Annotated in this window: 16 protein-coding genes; 5 read left to right on the top strand and 11 right to left on the bottom strand. The window is 67.7% G+C overall.

Annotation, left to right across the window (positions count from 1 at the left end):
* Positions 1 to 11 precede the first annotated feature (11 nt).
* Positions 12 to 1,163 carry a 23S rRNA (adenine(2503)-C(2))-methyltransferase RlmN gene (gene rlmN / locus LYSCAS_RS14195; protein WP_213434702.1) on the bottom strand — a complete coding sequence of 384 codons (1,152 nt, stop codon included), beginning with the start codon at positions 1,161 to 1,163 and terminating at the stop codon, positions 12 to 14.
* A gap of 5 nt (positions 1,164 to 1,168) precedes the next feature.
* Complete coding sequence (gene ndk, locus LYSCAS_RS14190; protein ID WP_213434701.1) at positions 1,169 to 1,594, bottom strand: nucleoside-diphosphate kinase; 426 nt, start codon at positions 1,592 to 1,594, stop codon at positions 1,169 to 1,171.
* A 261-nt stretch (positions 1,595 to 1,855) separates the two neighbouring features.
* On the opposite strand from ndk, the gene LYSCAS_RS14185 reads away from it, so the two are divergent.
* The 3 genes from LYSCAS_RS14185 to LYSCAS_RS14175 are packed head-to-tail and all read left to right on the top strand — an operon-like array spanning position 1,856 to position 6,120.
* Complete coding sequence (locus LYSCAS_RS14185) at positions 1,856 to 2,476, top strand: TetR/AcrR family transcriptional regulator (RefSeq protein ID WP_213434700.1); 621 nt, start codon at positions 1,856 to 1,858, stop codon at positions 2,474 to 2,476.
* Between the two features lie 54 nt (positions 2,477 to 2,530).
* The gene (locus tag LYSCAS_RS14180; RefSeq protein WP_213434699.1) at positions 2,531 to 4,906 is read left to right on the top strand and encodes a 3-hydroxyacyl-CoA dehydrogenase/enoyl-CoA hydratase family protein; all 2,376 of its coding nucleotides are present in this window, start codon (positions 2,531 to 2,533) and stop codon (positions 4,904 to 4,906) included.
* Positions 4,907 to 4,914: 8 nt separating this feature from the next.
* Positions 4,915 to 6,120, top strand: coding sequence for an acetyl-CoA C-acyltransferase (locus tag LYSCAS_RS14175; protein ID WP_213434698.1), 1,206 nt, complete (start codon positions 4,915 to 4,917; stop codon positions 6,118 to 6,120).
* A 1-nt stretch (position 6,121) separates the two neighbouring features.
* Here LYSCAS_RS14175 and LYSCAS_RS14170 read toward each other — a convergent pair whose 3' ends face one another.
* Positions 6,122 to 7,435, bottom strand: coding sequence for an NAD(P)/FAD-dependent oxidoreductase (locus tag LYSCAS_RS14170; RefSeq protein ID WP_244858556.1), 1,314 nt, complete (start codon positions 7,433 to 7,435; stop codon positions 6,122 to 6,124).
* On the opposite strand from LYSCAS_RS14170, the gene LYSCAS_RS14165 reads away from it, so the two are divergent.
* The gene (locus LYSCAS_RS14165) at positions 7,434 to 7,862 is read left to right on the top strand and encodes a hypothetical protein (protein ID WP_213434697.1); all 429 of its coding nucleotides are present in this window, start codon (positions 7,434 to 7,436) and stop codon (positions 7,860 to 7,862) included. The genes LYSCAS_RS14170 and LYSCAS_RS14165 overlap by 2 nt on opposite strands.
* An 11-nt stretch (positions 7,863 to 7,873) precedes the next feature.
* On the opposite strand, the gene galU is transcribed toward LYSCAS_RS14165, so the two are convergent.
* The 8 genes from galU to cmk form a co-directional block, all read right to left on the bottom strand.
* The gene (gene galU / locus LYSCAS_RS14160) at positions 7,874 to 8,782 is read right to left on the bottom strand and encodes a UTP--glucose-1-phosphate uridylyltransferase GalU (protein ID WP_213434696.1); all 909 of its coding nucleotides are present in this window, start codon (positions 8,780 to 8,782) and stop codon (positions 7,874 to 7,876) included.
* Positions 8,782 to 10,686, bottom strand: coding sequence for a polysaccharide biosynthesis protein (locus LYSCAS_RS14155; RefSeq protein ID WP_213434695.1), 1,905 nt, complete (start codon positions 10,684 to 10,686; stop codon positions 8,782 to 8,784). The genes galU and LYSCAS_RS14155 overlap by 1 nt, the downstream gene beginning before the upstream one ends.
* The gene (locus tag LYSCAS_RS14150; RefSeq protein ID WP_213434694.1) at positions 10,683 to 11,699 is read right to left on the bottom strand and encodes an MraY family glycosyltransferase; all 1,017 of its coding nucleotides are present in this window, start codon (positions 11,697 to 11,699) and stop codon (positions 10,683 to 10,685) included. The genes LYSCAS_RS14155 and LYSCAS_RS14150 overlap by 4 nt, the downstream gene beginning before the upstream one ends.
* Positions 11,699 to 12,877 carry a lipopolysaccharide assembly protein LapB gene (gene lapB / locus LYSCAS_RS14145; RefSeq protein WP_213434693.1) on the bottom strand — a complete coding sequence of 393 codons (1,179 nt, stop codon included), beginning with the start codon at positions 12,875 to 12,877 and terminating at the stop codon, positions 11,699 to 11,701. Before lapB ends, LYSCAS_RS14150 begins: the two co-directional genes overlap by 1 nt.
* A 3-nt stretch (positions 12,878 to 12,880) precedes the next feature.
* Positions 12,881 to 13,150 carry a LapA family protein gene (locus LYSCAS_RS14140; protein ID WP_213434692.1) on the bottom strand — a complete coding sequence of 90 codons (270 nt, stop codon included), beginning with the start codon at positions 13,148 to 13,150 and terminating at the stop codon, positions 12,881 to 12,883.
* Positions 13,151 to 13,216: 66 nt separating this feature from the next.
* A complete protein-coding gene (locus LYSCAS_RS14135) occupies positions 13,217 to 13,519 on the bottom strand; it encodes an integration host factor subunit beta (protein ID WP_213434691.1) in 303 nt (100 codons plus the stop codon).
* A 99-nt stretch (positions 13,520 to 13,618) separates the two neighbouring features.
* A complete protein-coding gene (gene rpsA / locus LYSCAS_RS14130; RefSeq protein ID WP_213434690.1) occupies positions 13,619 to 15,307 on the bottom strand; it encodes a 30S ribosomal protein S1 in 1,689 nt (562 codons plus the stop codon).
* Between the two features lie 132 nt (positions 15,308 to 15,439).
* The gene (gene cmk, locus LYSCAS_RS14125) at positions 15,440 to 16,132 is read right to left on the bottom strand and encodes a (d)CMP kinase (RefSeq protein WP_213434689.1); all 693 of its coding nucleotides are present in this window, start codon (positions 16,130 to 16,132) and stop codon (positions 15,440 to 15,442) included.
* A 141-nt stretch (positions 16,133 to 16,273) separates the two neighbouring features.
* On the opposite strand from cmk, the gene ykgO reads away from it, so the two are divergent.
* Positions 16,274 to 16,399 carry a type B 50S ribosomal protein L36 gene (gene ykgO, locus LYSCAS_RS14120; protein ID WP_010342887.1) on the top strand — a complete coding sequence of 42 codons (126 nt, stop codon included), beginning with the start codon at positions 16,274 to 16,276 and terminating at the stop codon, positions 16,397 to 16,399.
* Positions 16,400 to 16,510 lie beyond the last annotated feature (111 nt).

Genomic DNA, 16,510 nt, shown 5'->3' with positions numbered 1-16,510 from the left:
GTGCGAGGGCCTTACGCGGCCGCATCGCCGATCCCCTGTTCTGCCAGGTGCTTGCGGAATTCCGCCTGTCGCCGGGTCCGATCAAGTACCTGCCCCTTCAGCTGGCCGCATGCGGCATCGATGTCGTCGCCACGCGTCCTGCGGACCGTGGCCAGCACGCGCGCTTCCTGCAAGGTTTTCTGGAAGGCGCGGATGTCTTCGTCGGCCGAGCGCTCGAAGCGCGTGCCGGGGAAGGGATTGAACGGAATCAGGTTGACCTTCGCCGCGTCCTTCATCTGCACGGCGTTGTCGAACTTGTGCATCAGGCGCGCGAGTTGCTTCGCATGCTGCGGCTGGTCGTTGACGCCCTTCATCAGCGTGTATTCGAAGGTGATCGAACTGCCGCGCTTGCGCGCAACGTAACGCTCGCACGAGGCCATGAGCTCGGCGATCGGGTACTTCTTGTTGAGCGGCACCAGCTCGCTGCGCAGCTCGTCGTTCGGCGCATGCAGCGACACGGCGAGCGACACGTCGCTCACCTCGCCCAGCTTGTCGATCATCGGCACCATGCCGGCGGTGGACAGCGTGACGCGCTTGTTGGCCAGGCCGAAGCCCAGGTCGTCGCGCATCACGCTCATCGCGCGCACGACGTTGTCGAAATTCATCAGCGGCTCGCCCATGCCCATCATCACCACGTTGGTGAGCTTGCGCTGGCGATGCGGCACGTTGCCCAGGTGCTTCGCGGCCACCCACACCTGGCCGATGATCTCGGCGGTGGAGAGGTTGCGGTTGAAGCCCTGCGTGGCGGTGGAACAGAACTGGCAGTTGAGCGCACAGCCCACCTGCGACGACACGCACAGCGTGCCGCGGCCCTTGTCGGGGATGAAGACGGTTTCGATGGCGTTGCCGCCATCCATGCCGAGCAGCCACTTGTGCGTGCCGTCCAGCGAAGGCTTTTCGAACTGCACCTTCGGCACGAGCACGTGCGCGCTGTCCTCGAGCTTGGCGCGCAGCGCCTTGCCGAGGTCGGTCATTTCATTGAAGTCGGTGACGTGGCGATGGTGGATCCACTTCATCACCTGGTGGGCGCGGAAACGCTTCTCGCCGAGCGTGTCGGCGAAGAAGCGCTCCAGTCCCTCGCGATCGAGGTCGAGCAGGTTCTGCTTGGCGGCGATCGCGGTCATGTCGCTCAACGCGTGTAGACGTCCGTGGCCGGGAAGAAGTACGCGATTTCGATCGCGGCATTTTCCAGCGAGTCGGAACCGTGCACGGCATTGGCGTCGATCGAATCGGCGAAGTCGGCGCGGATCGTGCCCGGCGCGGCATCCTTCGGATTGGTGGCGCCCATCAGGTCGCGGTTCTTCAGCACGGCGCCTTCGCCTTCCAGTGCCTGGATCATCACCGGACCGGAGCTCATGAAGTTGACCAGCGCGCTGAAGAACGGGCGCTCGCGGTGCACGGCGTAGAAACCTTCCGCTTCCTGCTTCGACAGGTGCTTCATCTTGGCGGCCACGACCTTCAGGCCGGCCTTCTCGAAACGGGAATAGATTTCGCCGACGACGTTCTTGGCAACGGCATCGGGCTTGATGATCGAAAGGGTGCGCTCCAGCGCCATGGGGAAACTCTCCGGGCTAATGTCGGACCCGTCTTTGCGCGGGGCCGAAGATAACAGAAAAACCCGCGGCGGGACGCGGGTTTAGCCGATATGGCTGGCGGCGATTCTAACCACTGAACACGTTCGATGCACGCGTGGAACCCTGTCGCGTTCACCGGGGCGTGGGGTGCGCGGCGTTGACGATACGTCGGCGTACGGACTAGCATCAAACAAGCGTTTGATTCGAACGGCCGCTTGCCGGCCCCGCAGCGAGACCCCGCCATGACCGCCACCGCCCATTTCTCCACCAAGGACCGGATCCTCGGTGCCGCCGAAGAACTGTTCGCCCAGTACGGGTTTTCCGGCACGTCGCTGCGCCAGGTGACCAGCCGTGCCGACGTCAACATCGCCGCGGTCAACTACCACTTCGGCAGCAAGGAAAACCTGGTCAACGAGGTCTTCCGCCGCCGCATGGACGACATGAGCGCCGCGCGCCTGGCCGCGTTGAAAGTTGCCCAGAAGGACCACCCGGGCGACCTCGAACCCATCCTCGCCGCCTTCGTCGAACCGGCGCTGGCGATGGCGCAGGACCGCCACGGCGGCGGCGCCTTCATCCGCGTGATCGCCCGCGCCTACGCGGAAAAGAACGACGGCCTGCGCAAGTTCCTCTCCGACCAGTACGGCCACGTGCTGCGCGATTTCGCGAAGGCGATCGCCGGCTGCATGCCGGGGCTGACGAAGGAAGCGCTGTACTGGCGGCTGGATTTCCTGTCCGGCGCACTCACCTATGCCATGGCGGATTTCGGCCTGATCAAGCGGCCGTCCGGCGTCTCCGAATCCGCACATCGCGAGCACGCGGCGAAGGAGTTGATCCGCTTCGCGGCGGCCGGCTTCAAGAGTTGAAGTGGTTTCTCAAGAACACGATCTTTCACATTTCGTTTCAAGGACTTAAGAAACATGTCTAAGAACTTGCTTGTGCGCCGCGCCGCGGTGCTCGGGGCTGGTGTCATGGGGGCGCAGATCGCCGCGCACCTCACCAATGCGGGCGTCGACACGGTGTTGTTCGACCTCCCGGCGAAGGAAGGCGATCCGAACGGGATCGCTGCGAAGGCGATCGCGAACCTCGCGAAGCTCTCGCCTGCCCCGCTCGCCACCGCATCGCTCGCCGAACGCATCGTGCCGGCCAACTACGACACGGGCCTGGAACTGCTGCGCGGCTGCGACCTGGTGATCGAAGCGATCGCCGAACGCATGGACTGGAAGCAGGACCTGTACAAGCGCATCGCGCCGTTCGTGCCGGACCACGCGGTGCTCGCCAGCAACACCTCGGGCCTCGGTATCGATGCGCTCGCCGGCGTACTGCCCGAAGCCCTGCGCCACCGCTTCTGCGGCGTGCACTTCTTCAACCCGCCGCGCTACATGCACCTGGCGGAACTCATCCCGGCGAAGACCACCGAGCCCGCCATCCTCGCCGCGCTCGAGTCCTTCCTCGTCACCACGCTCGGCAAGGGCGTGGTGATCGCCAAGGACACGCCGAACTTCATCGGCAACCGCATCGGCGTGTTCTCGATGCTGGCCGCGATGCACCACACCGAACAGGGCAAGCTCGGCTTCGACACCGTCGATGCGCTGACGGGCCCGGCGATCGGCCGCCCGAAGTCGGCGACGTATCGCACGGCCGACGTCGTCGGCCTCGACACGATGGCGCACGTCATCAAGACGATGGCCGACACGCTGCCGGATGATCCGTGGCACGCGTACTTCCAGGCGCCGGCTTGGCTGCAGGCCCTCGTGTCGAAGGGCGCGCTCGGGCAGAAGGCCGGTGCGGGCTTCTACACCAAGCGCGGCAAGGACATCCTCGTCCTCGACCTCGCGGCGCAGGACTACCGCGCGTCGAACAGCGACATCGATCCGGACGTCGCCGCGCTGCTCAAGGAACGCGACCCCGCGAAGAAGTTCGCCGCCCTGCGCGCGAGTACGCATCCGCAGGCGCAGTTCCTGTGGAACTGCTTCCGCGACACCTTCCACTACAGCGCCTACCACCTGGCCGACATCGCCGACACCGCGCGCGACGTCGACCTCGCGCTGCGCTGGGGCTACGGCTGGTCGCTCGGTCCGTTCGAAACCTGGCAGGCCGCGGGCTGGAAGCAGGTCGCCGACTGGATCGCCGAAGACATCGTGGGCGGCAAGGCGATGAGCACGGCGCCGCTGCCGGACTGGGTGTTCGATGGCCGCGATGGCGTGCATGCGCCGACGGGCAGCTTCAGCCCCGCGCGCAACGCGATGGTGCCGCGCTCCGACAACCCGGTGTACGCGCGCCAGCGCTTCCCCGATCCGCTGCTGGGCGAGAAGGCCTCGCAGGGCCGCACCGTGTTCGAGAACGACGGCGTGCGCATGTGGGTGGACGAAGGCGACGACATCGCCGTCGTCGGCTTCAAGACCAAGCTGCACACGGTGAACGACCAGGTGCTGTCCGGCCTGCAGGAAGCCGTGGCGATCGCCGAACGCGACTTCCGCGGCCTGGTGATCTGGCAACCGAAGGAACCCTTCTCCGCCGGCGCGGACCTCGCCGGTGCGCTGGGCCTGTTGCAGGCCGGCGACGTCAAGGGGTTCGAAGCGATGGTCGCGCAGTTCCAGGCGACCAGCCAGCGCATCAAGTACGCGCTGGTGCCCGTCGTCGCCGCGGTGCGCGGGCTCGCGCTCGGCGGCGGCTGCGAATTCCAGATGCACGCGGCGCGCACGGTGTTCGGGCTCGAAAGCTATGTCGGCCTCGTCGAAGCGGGCGTCGGCTTGCTGCCTGCGGGTGGCGGCCTGAAGGAACTCGCGGTGCGTGCGTCCGACGCGGCCGGCCCCGGCGGCGATGTGTTCGCGCAGCTCAAGACCGCGTTCGAAAGCGTCGCGATGGGCAAGGTGTCGACCTCCGCGTTCGAAGCGAAGGCGCTCAAGCTCGCGCGCGACGGCGACCCGGTCGTGTTCAACGCCTACGAGCTGCTGCACGTCGCCCGCGCGCATGCCCGCGCGCTGGCCGAAGGCGGCTATCGCCCGCCCCTGCCCGCGCGCCGCGTGCAAGTCGCCGGCGACGTCGGCATCGCCACGTTCAAGATGATGCTCGTCAACATGCTGGAAGGCCGCTTCATCTCGCCGCACGACTACGAAATCGCTACGCGCATCGCCACCGTGCTGTGCGGCGGCGAGATCGATCGCGGTTCGCTGGTCGACGAAGACTGGCTGCTGCGCCTGGAACGCGAACACTTCGTCGCGCTGGCGCAGATGCCGAAGACCCAGGAACGCATCGCGCACATGCTGAAGACCGGCAAGCCGCTCAGGAACTGAGAACGCACATGACCACCAAGCAAATGCAGGACGCCTACATCGTCGCCGCCACCCGTACGCCGGTCGGCAAGGCGCCGCGCGGCGTGTTCCGCAACACCCGTCCCGACGACATGCTCGCGCACGTGCTGCACAGCGTGGTCGCGCAGGCGCCGGGCATCGACGTTTCGCGCATCGACGACGCCATCATCGGCTGCGCGATGCCCGAGGCCGAGCAAGGCATGAACGTGGCGCGCATCGGCCTGCTGCTCGCCGGTTTGCCGCACACCATCGCGGCGCAGACGATCAACCGCTTCTGTTCGTCGGGCTTGCAGGCCGTCGCGCTGGCCGCCGACCAGATCCGCATGGGCCACGCCGACCTGATGCTCGCCGGCGGCACCGAATCGATGTCGATGGTGCCGATGATGGGCAACAAGGTCGCCTTGAGCCCGCAGGTGTTCGCGAACAACGACAACGTCGCGATCGCCTACGGCATGGGCATCACCGCCGAGAAAGTGGCCGAACAGTGGAAGGTGTCGCGCGAAGACCAGGATGCGTTCGCGCTCGCCTCGCACCAGAAGGCGATCGCGGCGATCCAGGCCGGTGAGTTCACCTCCGAGATCTCGCCGTATGAAGTGATCTCGCACCTGCCCGACGGCAACGTGATCCAGGAAGTCCGCCGCAAGGTCGCCATCGACGAAGGTCCGCGCCTGGACAGCACGCTCGAAGGGCTCGCCAAGCTCAAGCCCGTGTTCCGCAACGGTCAGTTCGGCGGCACGGTCACGGCGGGCAACAGTTCGCAGATGAGCGATGGTGCGGCGGCGGTGCTGCTGGCTTCGGAACAGGCGATCAAGGACTACGGCCTCACGCCGCTCGCGAAGTTCTCGAGCTTCGCGGTCGCAGGCGTCAAACCCGACATCATGGGCATCGGCCCGATCGCCGCGATTCCGAAGGCGTTGCAGCGCGCCGGCCTCACGCTCGACCAGATCGACTGGATCGAACTCAACGAAGCCTTCGCTGCGCAGGCGCTGGCGGTGATCCGCGACAGCAAGCTGGATCCGTCGAAGGTCAATCCGCTGGGCGGCGCGATCGCGCTCGGCCATCCGCTCGGTGCGACCGGCGCGGTGCGCACCGCGACGATCGTGCACGGCCTCCAGCGCCGCCAGCAGAAGTACGGCCTGGTGACGATGTGCATCGGCACCGGCATGGGCGCCGCGGGCATCTTCGAACGCGTGTGACCTAGGTGGCGCGCGCCTTCCAGGCGTCGCGCCACTGCGCGGACCAGTAACTCGCCTGCGCGGCGAGGAAGCCCACCGGCTTGTACGCCGGGTCCAGGCCGTAACGCGAGAGTTCCTTCCAACCTTCGTCGCCGTGCGCAATGCCGGCGGCGACGGTTTCGCCGCCGAACGTCGTCGGCGCCACGCCGTGGCCCCCGAACGCCTGCGCCAGCCACAGACCGTCATCGATGCGCCCGACCTGCGGCATCTCATGCCGCGCGTAACTCATCAGGCCCGACCACGCGAAGTCCACGCCCACGCCATCGAGCTGCGGGAACACGCGGTGCAGGTCGCGCCGCAACACGCGTTCGACCGCGCGCGCGTCGCGGTTGAGGATCGAGATGCGACCGCCCCACAGCAGGCGCGTATCGGGCAGCGGGCGGTAGTAATCGAATGCGAAGCGCGTGTCGTACACCGCGGCGCGCGTGCGCATCGCATCGTGCAGGCGATCGCCGAGCGGTTCGGTGACCATCACGTAGGTGGCGATCGGCAACACGCTGGCGTCCACGTCGCGGCGCAATCCTGCGAGGTAACCGCCGCAGGCCAGCACGACGTGCTCGGCATCGATCTCCGCCGAGGCGGTGCGCACCTTCCAGCCGGCGCCCTGGCGTTCCAGCGCGACGACCGGCGCGTGCTCGTGGATGCGCACGCCCTGCCCTTCGGCCGCCGCCGCGATGCCGCGCGCGTATTTCAGCGGATGGAAGTGGAAGGCCTGCGGTTCGAACAAGGCGTCGGTGTAGCGATCGGTGCGCAGCACGTCGCGGACCTGTTCGCGCGGCATCCATTGCCAGTCGACGCCGAAAGATTCCTGCAGCAGGCGCTGGCGCGCGCGCAGCACGTCCGGATCGCGGAACCAGTTCGCCCAGATCACGCCGGCATCGGTGCGCTCGCAGTCGATCGCGTAACGATCGGTGCGCGCGCGGATCAATTCCACTGCGTCGAGCGTGCCGCGATACAGCGCACGGGCGCGATCGGGTCCGAGGTCGTGCAGCAACGCGCCCTCGCCGCGCGAGAACCCGCCGAACACGAAGCCGCCGTTGCGACCCGACGCGCCGTGGCCCACGGTCTCCGCTTCGAGCAACACGACGTCGCGCACGCCGCGTTCGGCCAGGCCGAGCGCCGTGTTCAATCCCGCGAAGCCGCCCCCCACGATGCAGACGCGCGTCGCACTTCTGCCCGACGGCGCGGGCCTCGGGGCCGACGCGGGGACGGTTGCGCGGTAATAGCTGACGGGCGGGCTGGACATCGTGGCGGCGAGCACGTGTGATGGCGCCATGGACATCCATCGCGCCGACAAAGCCTACCGCAACCGCAGCCTCGCCCTGCTCGCGCTCGTCGCGGCGCTGTGCGGCGTGTTGCTGTGGCAACTCAACACGTGGCTCGCGCACATGGGCGCCGTGCTGCATTCCAGCGATCCCGGCAGCACGTACACGTGGTTGCGCCGCCTCTTCGCCGCGCTCGGCCTGGGCCTGGCCTTGCCCGCCGGCGCACTGGGCATTGCGATGCGTCGCTTCGCCCTGGCCAGTCGCCTCGAAGGCCGCTTCCCGCCGCGCGACTGGAAAACCTGGCGCGACGTGCGCGTGCTGCGCGACCGCGACGCGTTCGCCTGGGCGCGCCGCGTCGAAGTGTTCGGCACCGCCCTGCTCGCCCTCGCCGCGATCCTGCTGGCGTGGACGGCGTATGCGTGGTGGCGTTACGGCTGACGCGCGACGCGTTACTTCAGTTCGACCACGCCCAGTTCGTCCAGCGCCGTCTGCATCGTCTTCGCAGCGGCCTCGCTCAGCGTCTCGTGGTCCAGCGCGTAGCGGATCGTCGCTTCGATCAGGCCGATGTGCGTGCCGCAGTCGAAGCGCGTGCCCTTGAAGCGATAGGCATCGACGGGCGCTTCCTTCAACAGCGCGGCGATCGCATCGGTCAGCTGGATCTCGCCGCCGGCGCCGGGCTTCACCTGTTCCAGCAGGTCGAAGATGCGCGGGCTGAGCACGTAGCGGCCGACGACGGCGAGCGTGCTCGGCGCGTCCTTCGGATCGGGCTTCTCGACGATCGCGTTGATGCGGCCCTGGCGGCCGGTGAATTCGTCGGTGTCGACGATGCCGTAGCTGCCGGTCTTGTCGGCGGGCACGTTCTGCACCGCGAGCACGCTGGCGCCCGTGGCCTGCGCGTGGTCGGACATCTGTTTCAGTGCGCCGGGGCCGCGGTTCCAGATCAGGTCGTCGGGCAGCAGCACGGCGAAGGGTTCGTCCCCCACGACAGGCTTGGCGCACAACACGGCGTGTCCCAGGCCCAGGGCTTCGGCCTGCGTCACGAACACCGCGCGCACGTGCGGCGGCAGCACGTTGCGCACCAGTTCCAGCTGCTCGTGCTTGCCGGCGCGTTCGAGTTTCTGTTCGAGCTCGTAGGCCTTGTCGAAGTAATCGGCGACCGCGTGCTTGTAGCGGTTGGTCACGAAGACGAGCGTTTCGCAGCCGGCTTCGATGGCTTCGTCCACCGCGTACTGGATCAGCGGCTTGTCGATGATCGGCAGCATTTCCTTCGGCACCGTCTTGGTGGCCGGCAGGAAGCGCGTGCCGAGCCCGGCGACGGGGAAGACGGCGGTGCGGATGCGTTTGTTGGTGGGGGTCATCAGGTTTTGCGTGCGTTGCGTGCGGGGAAGGCCACCACGGTGGCTGGCGCGACGTGCACAACAGGTGCAGGCGAGAATTCCGGCACGGCGGACCGCAGTTGCTTGAACAGGGCGTCGACGTCGTAGCGCGCGGTGGCTTCGCGCAGGACGCGCAGCGCTTCGAACGTGGCTTCGCCCGGCACGGCCCGCGCTTCGGCCTGCAGGATCTTCGGGTGCGACGTGGGGCGATAGCGCTCGTCGGCGTGGAAGAGCGTCTCGTGCAGCTTCTCGCCGGGGCGCAGGCCCGAGTACACGATCGCGATGTCGCGGCCCGGTTGCTTGCCCGCCAGGCGGATCATCTGCTCGGCGAGCAGGCGGATCGCGACGGGTTCGCCCATGTCGAGCGTGTACACCGCTTCGTGCGAACCGATCGCCGAGGCCTGCAGGATCAGCTGGCAGGCTTCCGGGATCGTCATGAAGAAGCGCGTGACTTCCGGATCGGTGACCGTCACCGGCCCGCCCTTGCGGATCTGTTCGCGGAACAGCGGCACCACGCTGCCGGCCGAATCGAGCACGTTGCCGAACCGCACGGTGACGAAGCGCGTGGAGCGCCGGTCCGCCATCGCCTGGCACGCCATTTCCGCCAGGCGCTTGGTGGCGCCGAGCACGTTGACCGGATCGACCGCCTTGTCGGTGGAGATCAGCACGAAGGTGCCGACGCCCGCTTCGCGGCATGCGACGGCCACGGTTTCGGTGGCGAGCACGTTGTTGCGCACGGCTTCGCGCAGTTGCGCTTCGAGCAACGGCACCTGCTTGTAGGCGGCGGCATGGAAGACGGCGTCCGGTTCGGCGAGGCGCAAGGCATGCGCGACGACGGCGGGATCGCCGCAGTCGCCGAGGACCGGCACGCAGTCCAGGTCCGGGAAATCGCGGTGCAGGTCGGTGACGATCGTGGTCAGCGCGAGTTCGTCGATCTCGACGACCGCCACGCGGCGCGCACCGTGCTTTGCGCACTGGCGGCACAGCTCCGCGCCGATCGAACCACCGCCGCCGGTGACCAGCACCGAGCGCCCGCCGAGCCAGCCGCGGATCGACTTCCAGTCCGGCATCACCGGGCTGCGGCCGAGCAAGTCTTCGATCGCGACTTCCTTCAGTTCGCCCGGCAACGAACGCCCTTCGAGCATGTCGTCCAGGCGCGGCACCATGCGGAACGGCAGGCCCGTGCGTTCGCATGCGGCGACCACGCGCTGCAGCAGCGAGGCGTGCACGGACGGCATCGCGATGACCAGCAGGCGCGCCGCGGTTTCGCGTGCGATCTCTTCGATCGAAGCGATCTGCCCGAGCACGGGCACGCCCTGCACCTTGCTGCCGCGCAACTGCGCCGCGTCGTCGAGGAAGCCGACGGGTTCGTAGGCACCGGTGCGGCGCAGGTCGCGCACGAGCGCTTCGCCCGCGCGGCCGGCGCCGAGGATCAGCACGCGCACCGCGGCGGTGCGGTTGCGCGCGAGGGTGTGTTCCTTCCACGCGCGGTACACCAAGCGCGGCGCGCCCAGCAGGCCGACCAGCGCGAAGGGATACAGCAGCAGCACCGTGCGCGGGACTTCGTCGAGCCGGTTGTAGAGGAACAGGCCCAGGCCGATCGCGATCGTGCCGAAGATCGCGGCCTTGGCCAGGTTGAACAGGTCGGGCACGCTGGCAAAGCGCCACAGGCCGCGGTACAGGCCCACGCGCCACAGCACCAGGCCCTGCGCGAGCAGGACGATCGCGTCCTCGGTGGACCACAGCGGTTGCCGGGTGGCGATTTCGGCCAGCGAATAGCGCAACAGGCGCAATCCATGCCAGCACAGCCACACCATGGCCAGGTCGTGCAGCACGACGGCCGATCGCGGCAGTGCAGAGGCCCATTGCATGCGCCAGGTCTTCATTGTCCGGTGGTCTCCTTCACCGCGGGGGGTTCCGTTCCTTGCCTCGTCGGTCCTTGCAGCCACCGCCAGAGCCCGGCGCCGGCGGTATACCACGCGAGGCAGGACAAGAACACGACAACGGGGGTCGCGCAGGACAGCGCGTGCATGAGTGCGATCGCCACCAGGGTCCATCCGGCATAGGCCAGCGTGACGGGCATGTGAGTCCCGCGCCTGCGGGCCCACGCCTGGTAGGCGTGCTGGGCGTGCGGTTCCCACCAGCGTTCGCCGCGCAGCACGCGGCGCGCCAGGGTCAGCGTCGCGTCGATCACGAAGGCGGAAATGGGCAGGCACCAAGCCAGGGCAGCGACCGGCGATGCGTTGCCGATGCGCCCGACGATGAGCGCGGCGATGGCGAACCCGAGCGCCCCGCTGCCGACGTCGCCGAGGAAGATGCGCGCCTTCGGCACGTTGAAGGGCAGGAAGCCGAGCGTCGCGGCGGCGAGCACGAGCGCCCACGTCGTCCACGTGTCGCGGCCCGCGATGGCGACCGCGCCGGCGACGAGGACCGCCTGCGTCGCAGCGATGCCGTCGATGCCATCCATGAAGTTCCAGATGTTCGTCAGCACGAGCGCCAGCCCGAAGGCGACGACGGCATGCCAGCCACTTCCGGTGGCCCACCACGTGGCCCATGCGAGCAACGCGGCGGCGACGCCATGCACCAGCAGGCGCAACCACGGGGACATCGACGCGTGGTCATCCAGCAGGCCGACGAGTGCGACGAGCGCGAGGCCCGGCAGTGTGCCTTGCAGGAGGCGGACGTCGACCGAGCCGGCACGCACGGCCAGCAGCAGCACGCCCGCGAGCAGCAGGGCCACGACGATCCCGATGCCACCGCCGCGCGGCGTGGGCACCGTATGCGCGCGACGTTCGCCGGGCGAATCGAGCAACGCATGGCGCAACGCATAACGCCGCGCGAGCCAGGTTCCGCCTGCCCCGATCGCGAAGCACGCCAGCAGCAGCGCAGACAGGGTCATCAAACGACCGCGTAGTTCAGCAGCGGCTTCACCGAACCCCATTCCTTGCAGCTGGGGCATTGCCAATGGTGCGCGCGTGCGCCGAAGCCGCAGCGGTTGCAGCGGTAGCTCGGGTTGCGCACCAGCAACTGGTCCGTGATGTGCTTGAGGTCGTGCAGCGTCGCGGTGGGATCGGCGCCGTCGGCGAGCGTGAGGTCGATGAGTGCCGCTTCGCCGCGCACGGACGGACGATCCTTCAACTGCAGCGCGAGCCATTCGCGCGCGGCGGGCACGCCCTGCTCCGCTTCCACCATCTGCGTCAGCGCCAGCACGGGGGCGACGCCGCGGTAGTGTTCGATCATCTCGCCGAGGAAGTTGCGCGCGCCCGGCGCATCGCCGACGCGGTCGTAGCACGGCAAGAGTTGCGGGAGGATTTCCGGCAAGTAGTCCGGATCGATGCGCGCCACGCGTTCGAACGCGCGGATGGCGGCGCCGTCGTTGCCGGCTTCCAGTTCGATGCGGCCTTCGAGGATGCCGGCGCGCACGGAGTTGGCGTCGGCTTCGTACGCGCGTGCGACGGCGGCGCGTGCGGCTTCGTTCTCGCCCGCGGCGCGATGGCGGTCGGCGAGTTCGCATTCGAACTGCGCGACCAGCTTGCCCATCGGCTCGCCGGTGGCTTCCTCGAAGCGCGTGGCGTTCTCGATCGCCTTGCCCCAGTCGCGCTCGGCCTGGTAGATGCCGATCAAATGCTTGAGCGCCTGCGGGGCGCGCATGTCCAGGCGCACGAGATCGGTGAACACCGTTTCGGCGCGATCGAGCAGGCCCGATCGCATGTAGTCCTCGCCCAGTGCGAGCAGTGCCTGGACCTTCTGCTGGTCCGACAGGTCGGGGCGTTGCACGAGCGCCTGGTGCAGCCGGATCGCGCGGTCCACTTCGCCGCGACGCCGGAACAGATGCCCCAGCGCCACCTGCGTCTCGAACGTGTCCTTGTCGAGCTCGGCGATGCGCAGGAAGACTTCGATCGCCTTGTCGGGCTGTTCGTTGAGCAGGTAGTTCAGGCCGCGGAAGTACGTGGTGGACAGGCGGCTGACCTGCGTGTCGCTATGGCGTTCGCCGCCGCGCCGGCCGATCAGCCAGCCGCTCGCCGCCGCGATGGGCAGCAGCAGGAAGAACCAGAACCACTCGTTGATGAAGGCCACCGATCAGGATCCTTGCGGGAACGTGGGCGGCGGCGGCGCCGCGGACTGCGCGCGACGCAGGCGCTGGCGCATGGGCCACACGACACTCGCCGCGAGCGCGAGGCCGCCGGCGAGGAAACCGACCAGCACGGCGATCAGCACCACCACGCCCAGCGAAGCGGACGCGTTGGCGAACCCGAGATCGAGCACGGCAGGTTGGGGATTGAGGACGCCGACGACGAGGCCCGCCACGAGGCAGGCAACGGCGAACAGGAAGCGGAACACTCGGATCATCGTTGCCGCGGCTCCATCGCGTGGTCCGGTTGCGAGGGCCACCAGCTTAGCCGAGGCCTCGAGGGATCAGGCATCGGGCTCGACGGGCAACACGTCGCTGACGCGTTCGCGCAGCTCCTTGCCCGGCTTGAAATGCGGAACATGCTTGCCCGGGAGGGCGACGGAATCGCCGGTCTTCGGGTTGCGCCCCAGGCGCGGCGGACGGTAGTGCAGCGAGAAGCTGCCGAATCCGCGGATTTCGATGCGCTCGCCGCCGGACAGCGACGCGCCCATCATTTCGAGCAGCGACTTCACCGCGAGATCGACGTCGTCCGCCTTCAGGTGGCCCTGGCGCGCGGAGAGGATCTCGATCAGTTCGGACTTGGTCATGCAGTGCGGCTCGTCGGTCGCAGGAATGGGCAGCTTTACGAAGAGCGGGGTGTACGAACGGCGGCCCGAATGACCGGGCCGCCGTCGTGCTTTGTTGCCTTACTCGGACTTGTTGCTGTTGAGCTGCTCGCGCAACAGGGCACCCAACTTGGTGGTCCCGCTGGCGGCGTCCGACACCTTGTTGTACTCGGCCATGGCTTCGGCGGTATCCGCTTCGTCCTTGGCCTTGATCGACAGCTGCAGCGTGCGGCCCTTGCGGTCCATGCCGATGAACTTCGCTTCGACCTGGTCGCCCACCTTGAGGTGCTGGCTGGCATCGTCCACGCGGTCGTACGAGATGTCGCGCGCCGAGACGTAGCCTTCCACGCCGTCGCCGAGGTCGATCGTCGCACCCTTGGCGTCGACTTCCTTGACGGTGCCCTTGACCTTCGTGCCCTTCGGATTGGTCGCCATGTACTGGCCGAACGGATCCTGCTCGAGCTGCTTGACGCCGAGCGAGATGCGCTCGCGTTCCGGGTCGACGGCCAGGACCACGGCTTCCAGCGTGTCGCCCTTCTTGTAGTTGCGCGCCACGTCTTCGCCGGTGGAGTTCCAGCTGATGTCCGACAGGTGGATCAGGCCATCGATACCGCCGTCCAGGCCGATGAAGATGCCGAAGTCGGTGATCGACTTGATCTGGCCCGACACCTTGTCGTTCTTCTTGTGGATGGCCGCGAAGGTCTCCCACGGATTGCTGGTGACCTGCTTCATGCCGAGCGAGATGCGGCGACGCTCTTCATCGACGTCGAGCACCATGACCTGCACTTCGTCACCGACCTGCACGACCTTGGACGGGTTGACGTTCTTGTTGGTCCAGTCCATTTCGGACACGTGGACCAGGCCTTCCACGCCCGGCTCGATCTCGACGAACGCGCCGTAATCGGTGACGTTGCTGACCTTGCCGAACACGCGGGTGTTGGCCGGGTAGCGACGCGCGATGTTGTCCCACGGATCCTCGCCCAGCTGCTTCAGGCCGAGGCTGACGCGGTTGCGCTCGCGGTCGTACTTGAGCACGCGGACGTCCAGCTCCTGGCCGACTTCCACGACTTCGGACGGATGGCGCACGCGCTTCCAGGCCATGTCGGTGATGTGCAGCAGGCCGTCGATGCCACCGAGGTCCACGAACGCGCCGTAGTCGGTGAGGTTCTTGACGACGCCCTTGAGCACGGCGCCTTCGACCAGCTTCTCGAGCAGCTGCTCGCGCTCTTCCGAATGTTCGCTCTCGACCACCGCACGGCGGGAGACGACGACATTGTTGCGCTTGCGGTCGAGCTTGATGAGCTTGAACTCGAGTTCCTTGCCTTCCAGGTACACCGGGTCGCGCACGGGGCGCACATCGACCAGCGAGCCCGGCAGGAACGCGCGGACGTCCTTGATGTCGACGGTGAAACCGCCCTTGACCTTGCCGCTGATGCGGCCGGTGATCGTTTCGTTCTTCTCGAGCGCCTGCTCGAGTTCGTCCCACACCATCGCGCGCTTGGCCTTCTCGCGGGACAGCACGGTTTCGCCGAAGCCGTTCTCGAGCGAGTCGAGCGCGACCTTCACTTCGTCGCCCACGCCCACGTCGATCTCGCCGGCGTCGTTGCGGAACTGTTCGATGGGCACGATGCCTTCGGACTTGAGGCCGGCGTTGATCACGACGACGTCGGTACGCACCTCGACCACGATGCCGGTGACGATGGAACCCGGCTTGAGCTTGGCGAGTCCGGCCTGGCTCTCTTCAAACAGTTCGGCAAAAGATTCGGTCATTGCAGCTGACATTAGGGAATTCTCAGGTGGCGCTTCGGGATGAAGGGCCAGGGGGTTGGAGGAATGGAACCCGCCGCGCGGGATGCGCGGAGAGCGGTTGCCTGCAGTGCGGGGCTTCGGCGAAGCGTGGCGTCAGCGCGCCGGCAGCAAGGCCAGCACGCGTTCGACGACGGCGTCGATCGAAAGCCCGGTGGTGTCGATGCGGACGGCGTCATCGGCCGGCCGCAAGGGCGCCACCGCCCGGTTCGCATCGCGTGCGTCACGGGCGAGGATCTCGCGCAGCAGGCCGGGCAATGTAACGGAAACTCCTTTTTCCTTCAACTGCTTATAGCGCCTTTCGGCCCTTTCGTCGGCGCTGGCGGTGAGGAACACCTTGATGCCGGCGTCGGGGAAGATCACGGTCCCCATGTCGCGGCCGTCGGCCACCAGGCCCGGGGCGCGGCGGAAGGCGCGCTGGCGATCCTTGAGGGCGGCCCGCACTTCGGGGATGGCGGCGATGGCCGAGGCCGCGGCACCGGCCGTTTCCGTCCGAAGCTCATCGGTGGCGTCCAGGCCGTTGACGATCACGCGGGGCTCGTCGCCCACTTCGTCCCCGAACTCGATCTCGGTATCGAAGGTGCAGCGGACCAGGGCCGAGGCGTCGGACAGGTCGATGTCGGCCCAGCTGGCCGCGATGCCCACCGCCCGGTACAGCGCGCCGGAGTCCAGGTAATGCCAGCCCAGGGCGCGGGCCACGTGGCGGCTGATGGTCCCCTTGCCGGAGCCGGAGGGGCCGTCGATGGTGAGGACGGGGGCGCGGGACGGGTCGATCGGGGCGTCGGTCATGGGGCGGGATTGTAACTGCGTGCCGCAACCACTTGAGCGGGCGAAGAAAAGCCGGCAGAATGCGCGGCTTCGCGTTACCGCCCTGCCCGTCGCACCCTGCGGCGCGCATTCCATCCATCCGATTCGTTGCCGAGGTTCGTCATGAAGGTCCTGTCCTCCCTGAAGTCCGCGAAGGCCCGTCACCGCGACTGCAAGGTGGTCCGCCGTCGTGGCAAGGTCTTCGTGATCTGCAAGTCCAACCCGCGTTTCAAGGCGCGCCAGCGCTGATACGCAGTTCCTTGCGATCAAACGAAAGCCGCCGCAAGGCGGCTTTCTCGTTTCCGCGGCCAGTGATGCCCGGAACCGTGACGGGGGCGTAATCCCGTCCCCTGCATCCTT

The sequence above is a fragment of the Noviluteimonas caseinilytica genome, assembly GCF_018406605.1.
Classification (GTDB): domain Bacteria; phylum Pseudomonadota; class Gammaproteobacteria; order Xanthomonadales; family Xanthomonadaceae; genus Noviluteimonas; species Noviluteimonas caseinilytica.
Note: the sequence above shows the minus strand (reverse complement) of the source record. Positions and strands in the feature narration are given on the sequence as shown.

Coding starts and splice junctions, on each gene's coding strand:
- rlmN (WP_213434702.1), bottom strand. CDS start 1,163: ATGACCGCGATCGCCGCCAAGCAGAACCTGCTCGACCTCGATCGCGAG.
- ndk (WP_213434701.1), bottom strand. CDS start 1,594: ATGGCGCTGGAGCGCACCCTTTCGATCATCAAGCCCGATGCCGTTGCC.
- LYSCAS_RS14185 (WP_213434700.1), top strand. CDS start 1,856: ATGACCGCCACCGCCCATTTCTCCACCAAGGACCGGATCCTCGGTGCC.
- LYSCAS_RS14180 (WP_213434699.1), top strand. CDS start 2,531: ATGTCTAAGAACTTGCTTGTGCGCCGCGCCGCGGTGCTCGGGGCTGGT.
- LYSCAS_RS14175 (WP_213434698.1), top strand. CDS start 4,915: ATGACCACCAAGCAAATGCAGGACGCCTACATCGTCGCCGCCACCCGT.
- LYSCAS_RS14165 (WP_213434697.1), top strand. CDS start 7,434: ATGGACATCCATCGCGCCGACAAAGCCTACCGCAACCGCAGCCTCGCC.
- LYSCAS_RS14170 (WP_244858556.1), bottom strand. CDS start 7,435: ATGGCGCCATCACACGTGCTCGCCGCCACGATGTCCAGCCCGCCCGTC.
- galU (WP_213434696.1), bottom strand. CDS start 8,782: ATGACCCCCACCAACAAACGCATCCGCACCGCCGTCTTCCCCGTCGCC.
- LYSCAS_RS14155 (WP_213434695.1), bottom strand. CDS start 10,686: ATGAAGACCTGGCGCATGCAATGGGCCTCTGCACTGCCGCGATCGGCC.
- LYSCAS_RS14150 (WP_213434694.1), bottom strand. CDS start 11,699: ATGACCCTGTCTGCGCTGCTGCTGGCGTGCTTCGCGATCGGGGCAGGC.
- LYSCAS_RS14140 (WP_213434692.1), bottom strand. CDS start 13,150: ATGATCCGAGTGTTCCGCTTCCTGTTCGCCGTTGCCTGCCTCGTGGCG.
- LYSCAS_RS14135 (WP_213434691.1), bottom strand. CDS start 13,519: ATGACCAAGTCCGAACTGATCGAGATCCTCTCCGCGCGCCAGGGCCAC.
- rpsA (WP_213434690.1), bottom strand. CDS start 15,307: ATGACCGAATCTTTTGCCGAACTGTTTGAAGAGAGCCAGGCCGGACTC.
- cmk (WP_213434689.1), bottom strand. CDS start 16,132: ATGACCGACGCCCCGATCGACCCGTCCCGCGCCCCCGTCCTCACCATC.
- ykgO (WP_010342887.1), top strand. CDS start 16,274: ATGAAGGTCCTGTCCTCCCTGAAGTCCGCGAAGGCCCGTCACCGCGAC.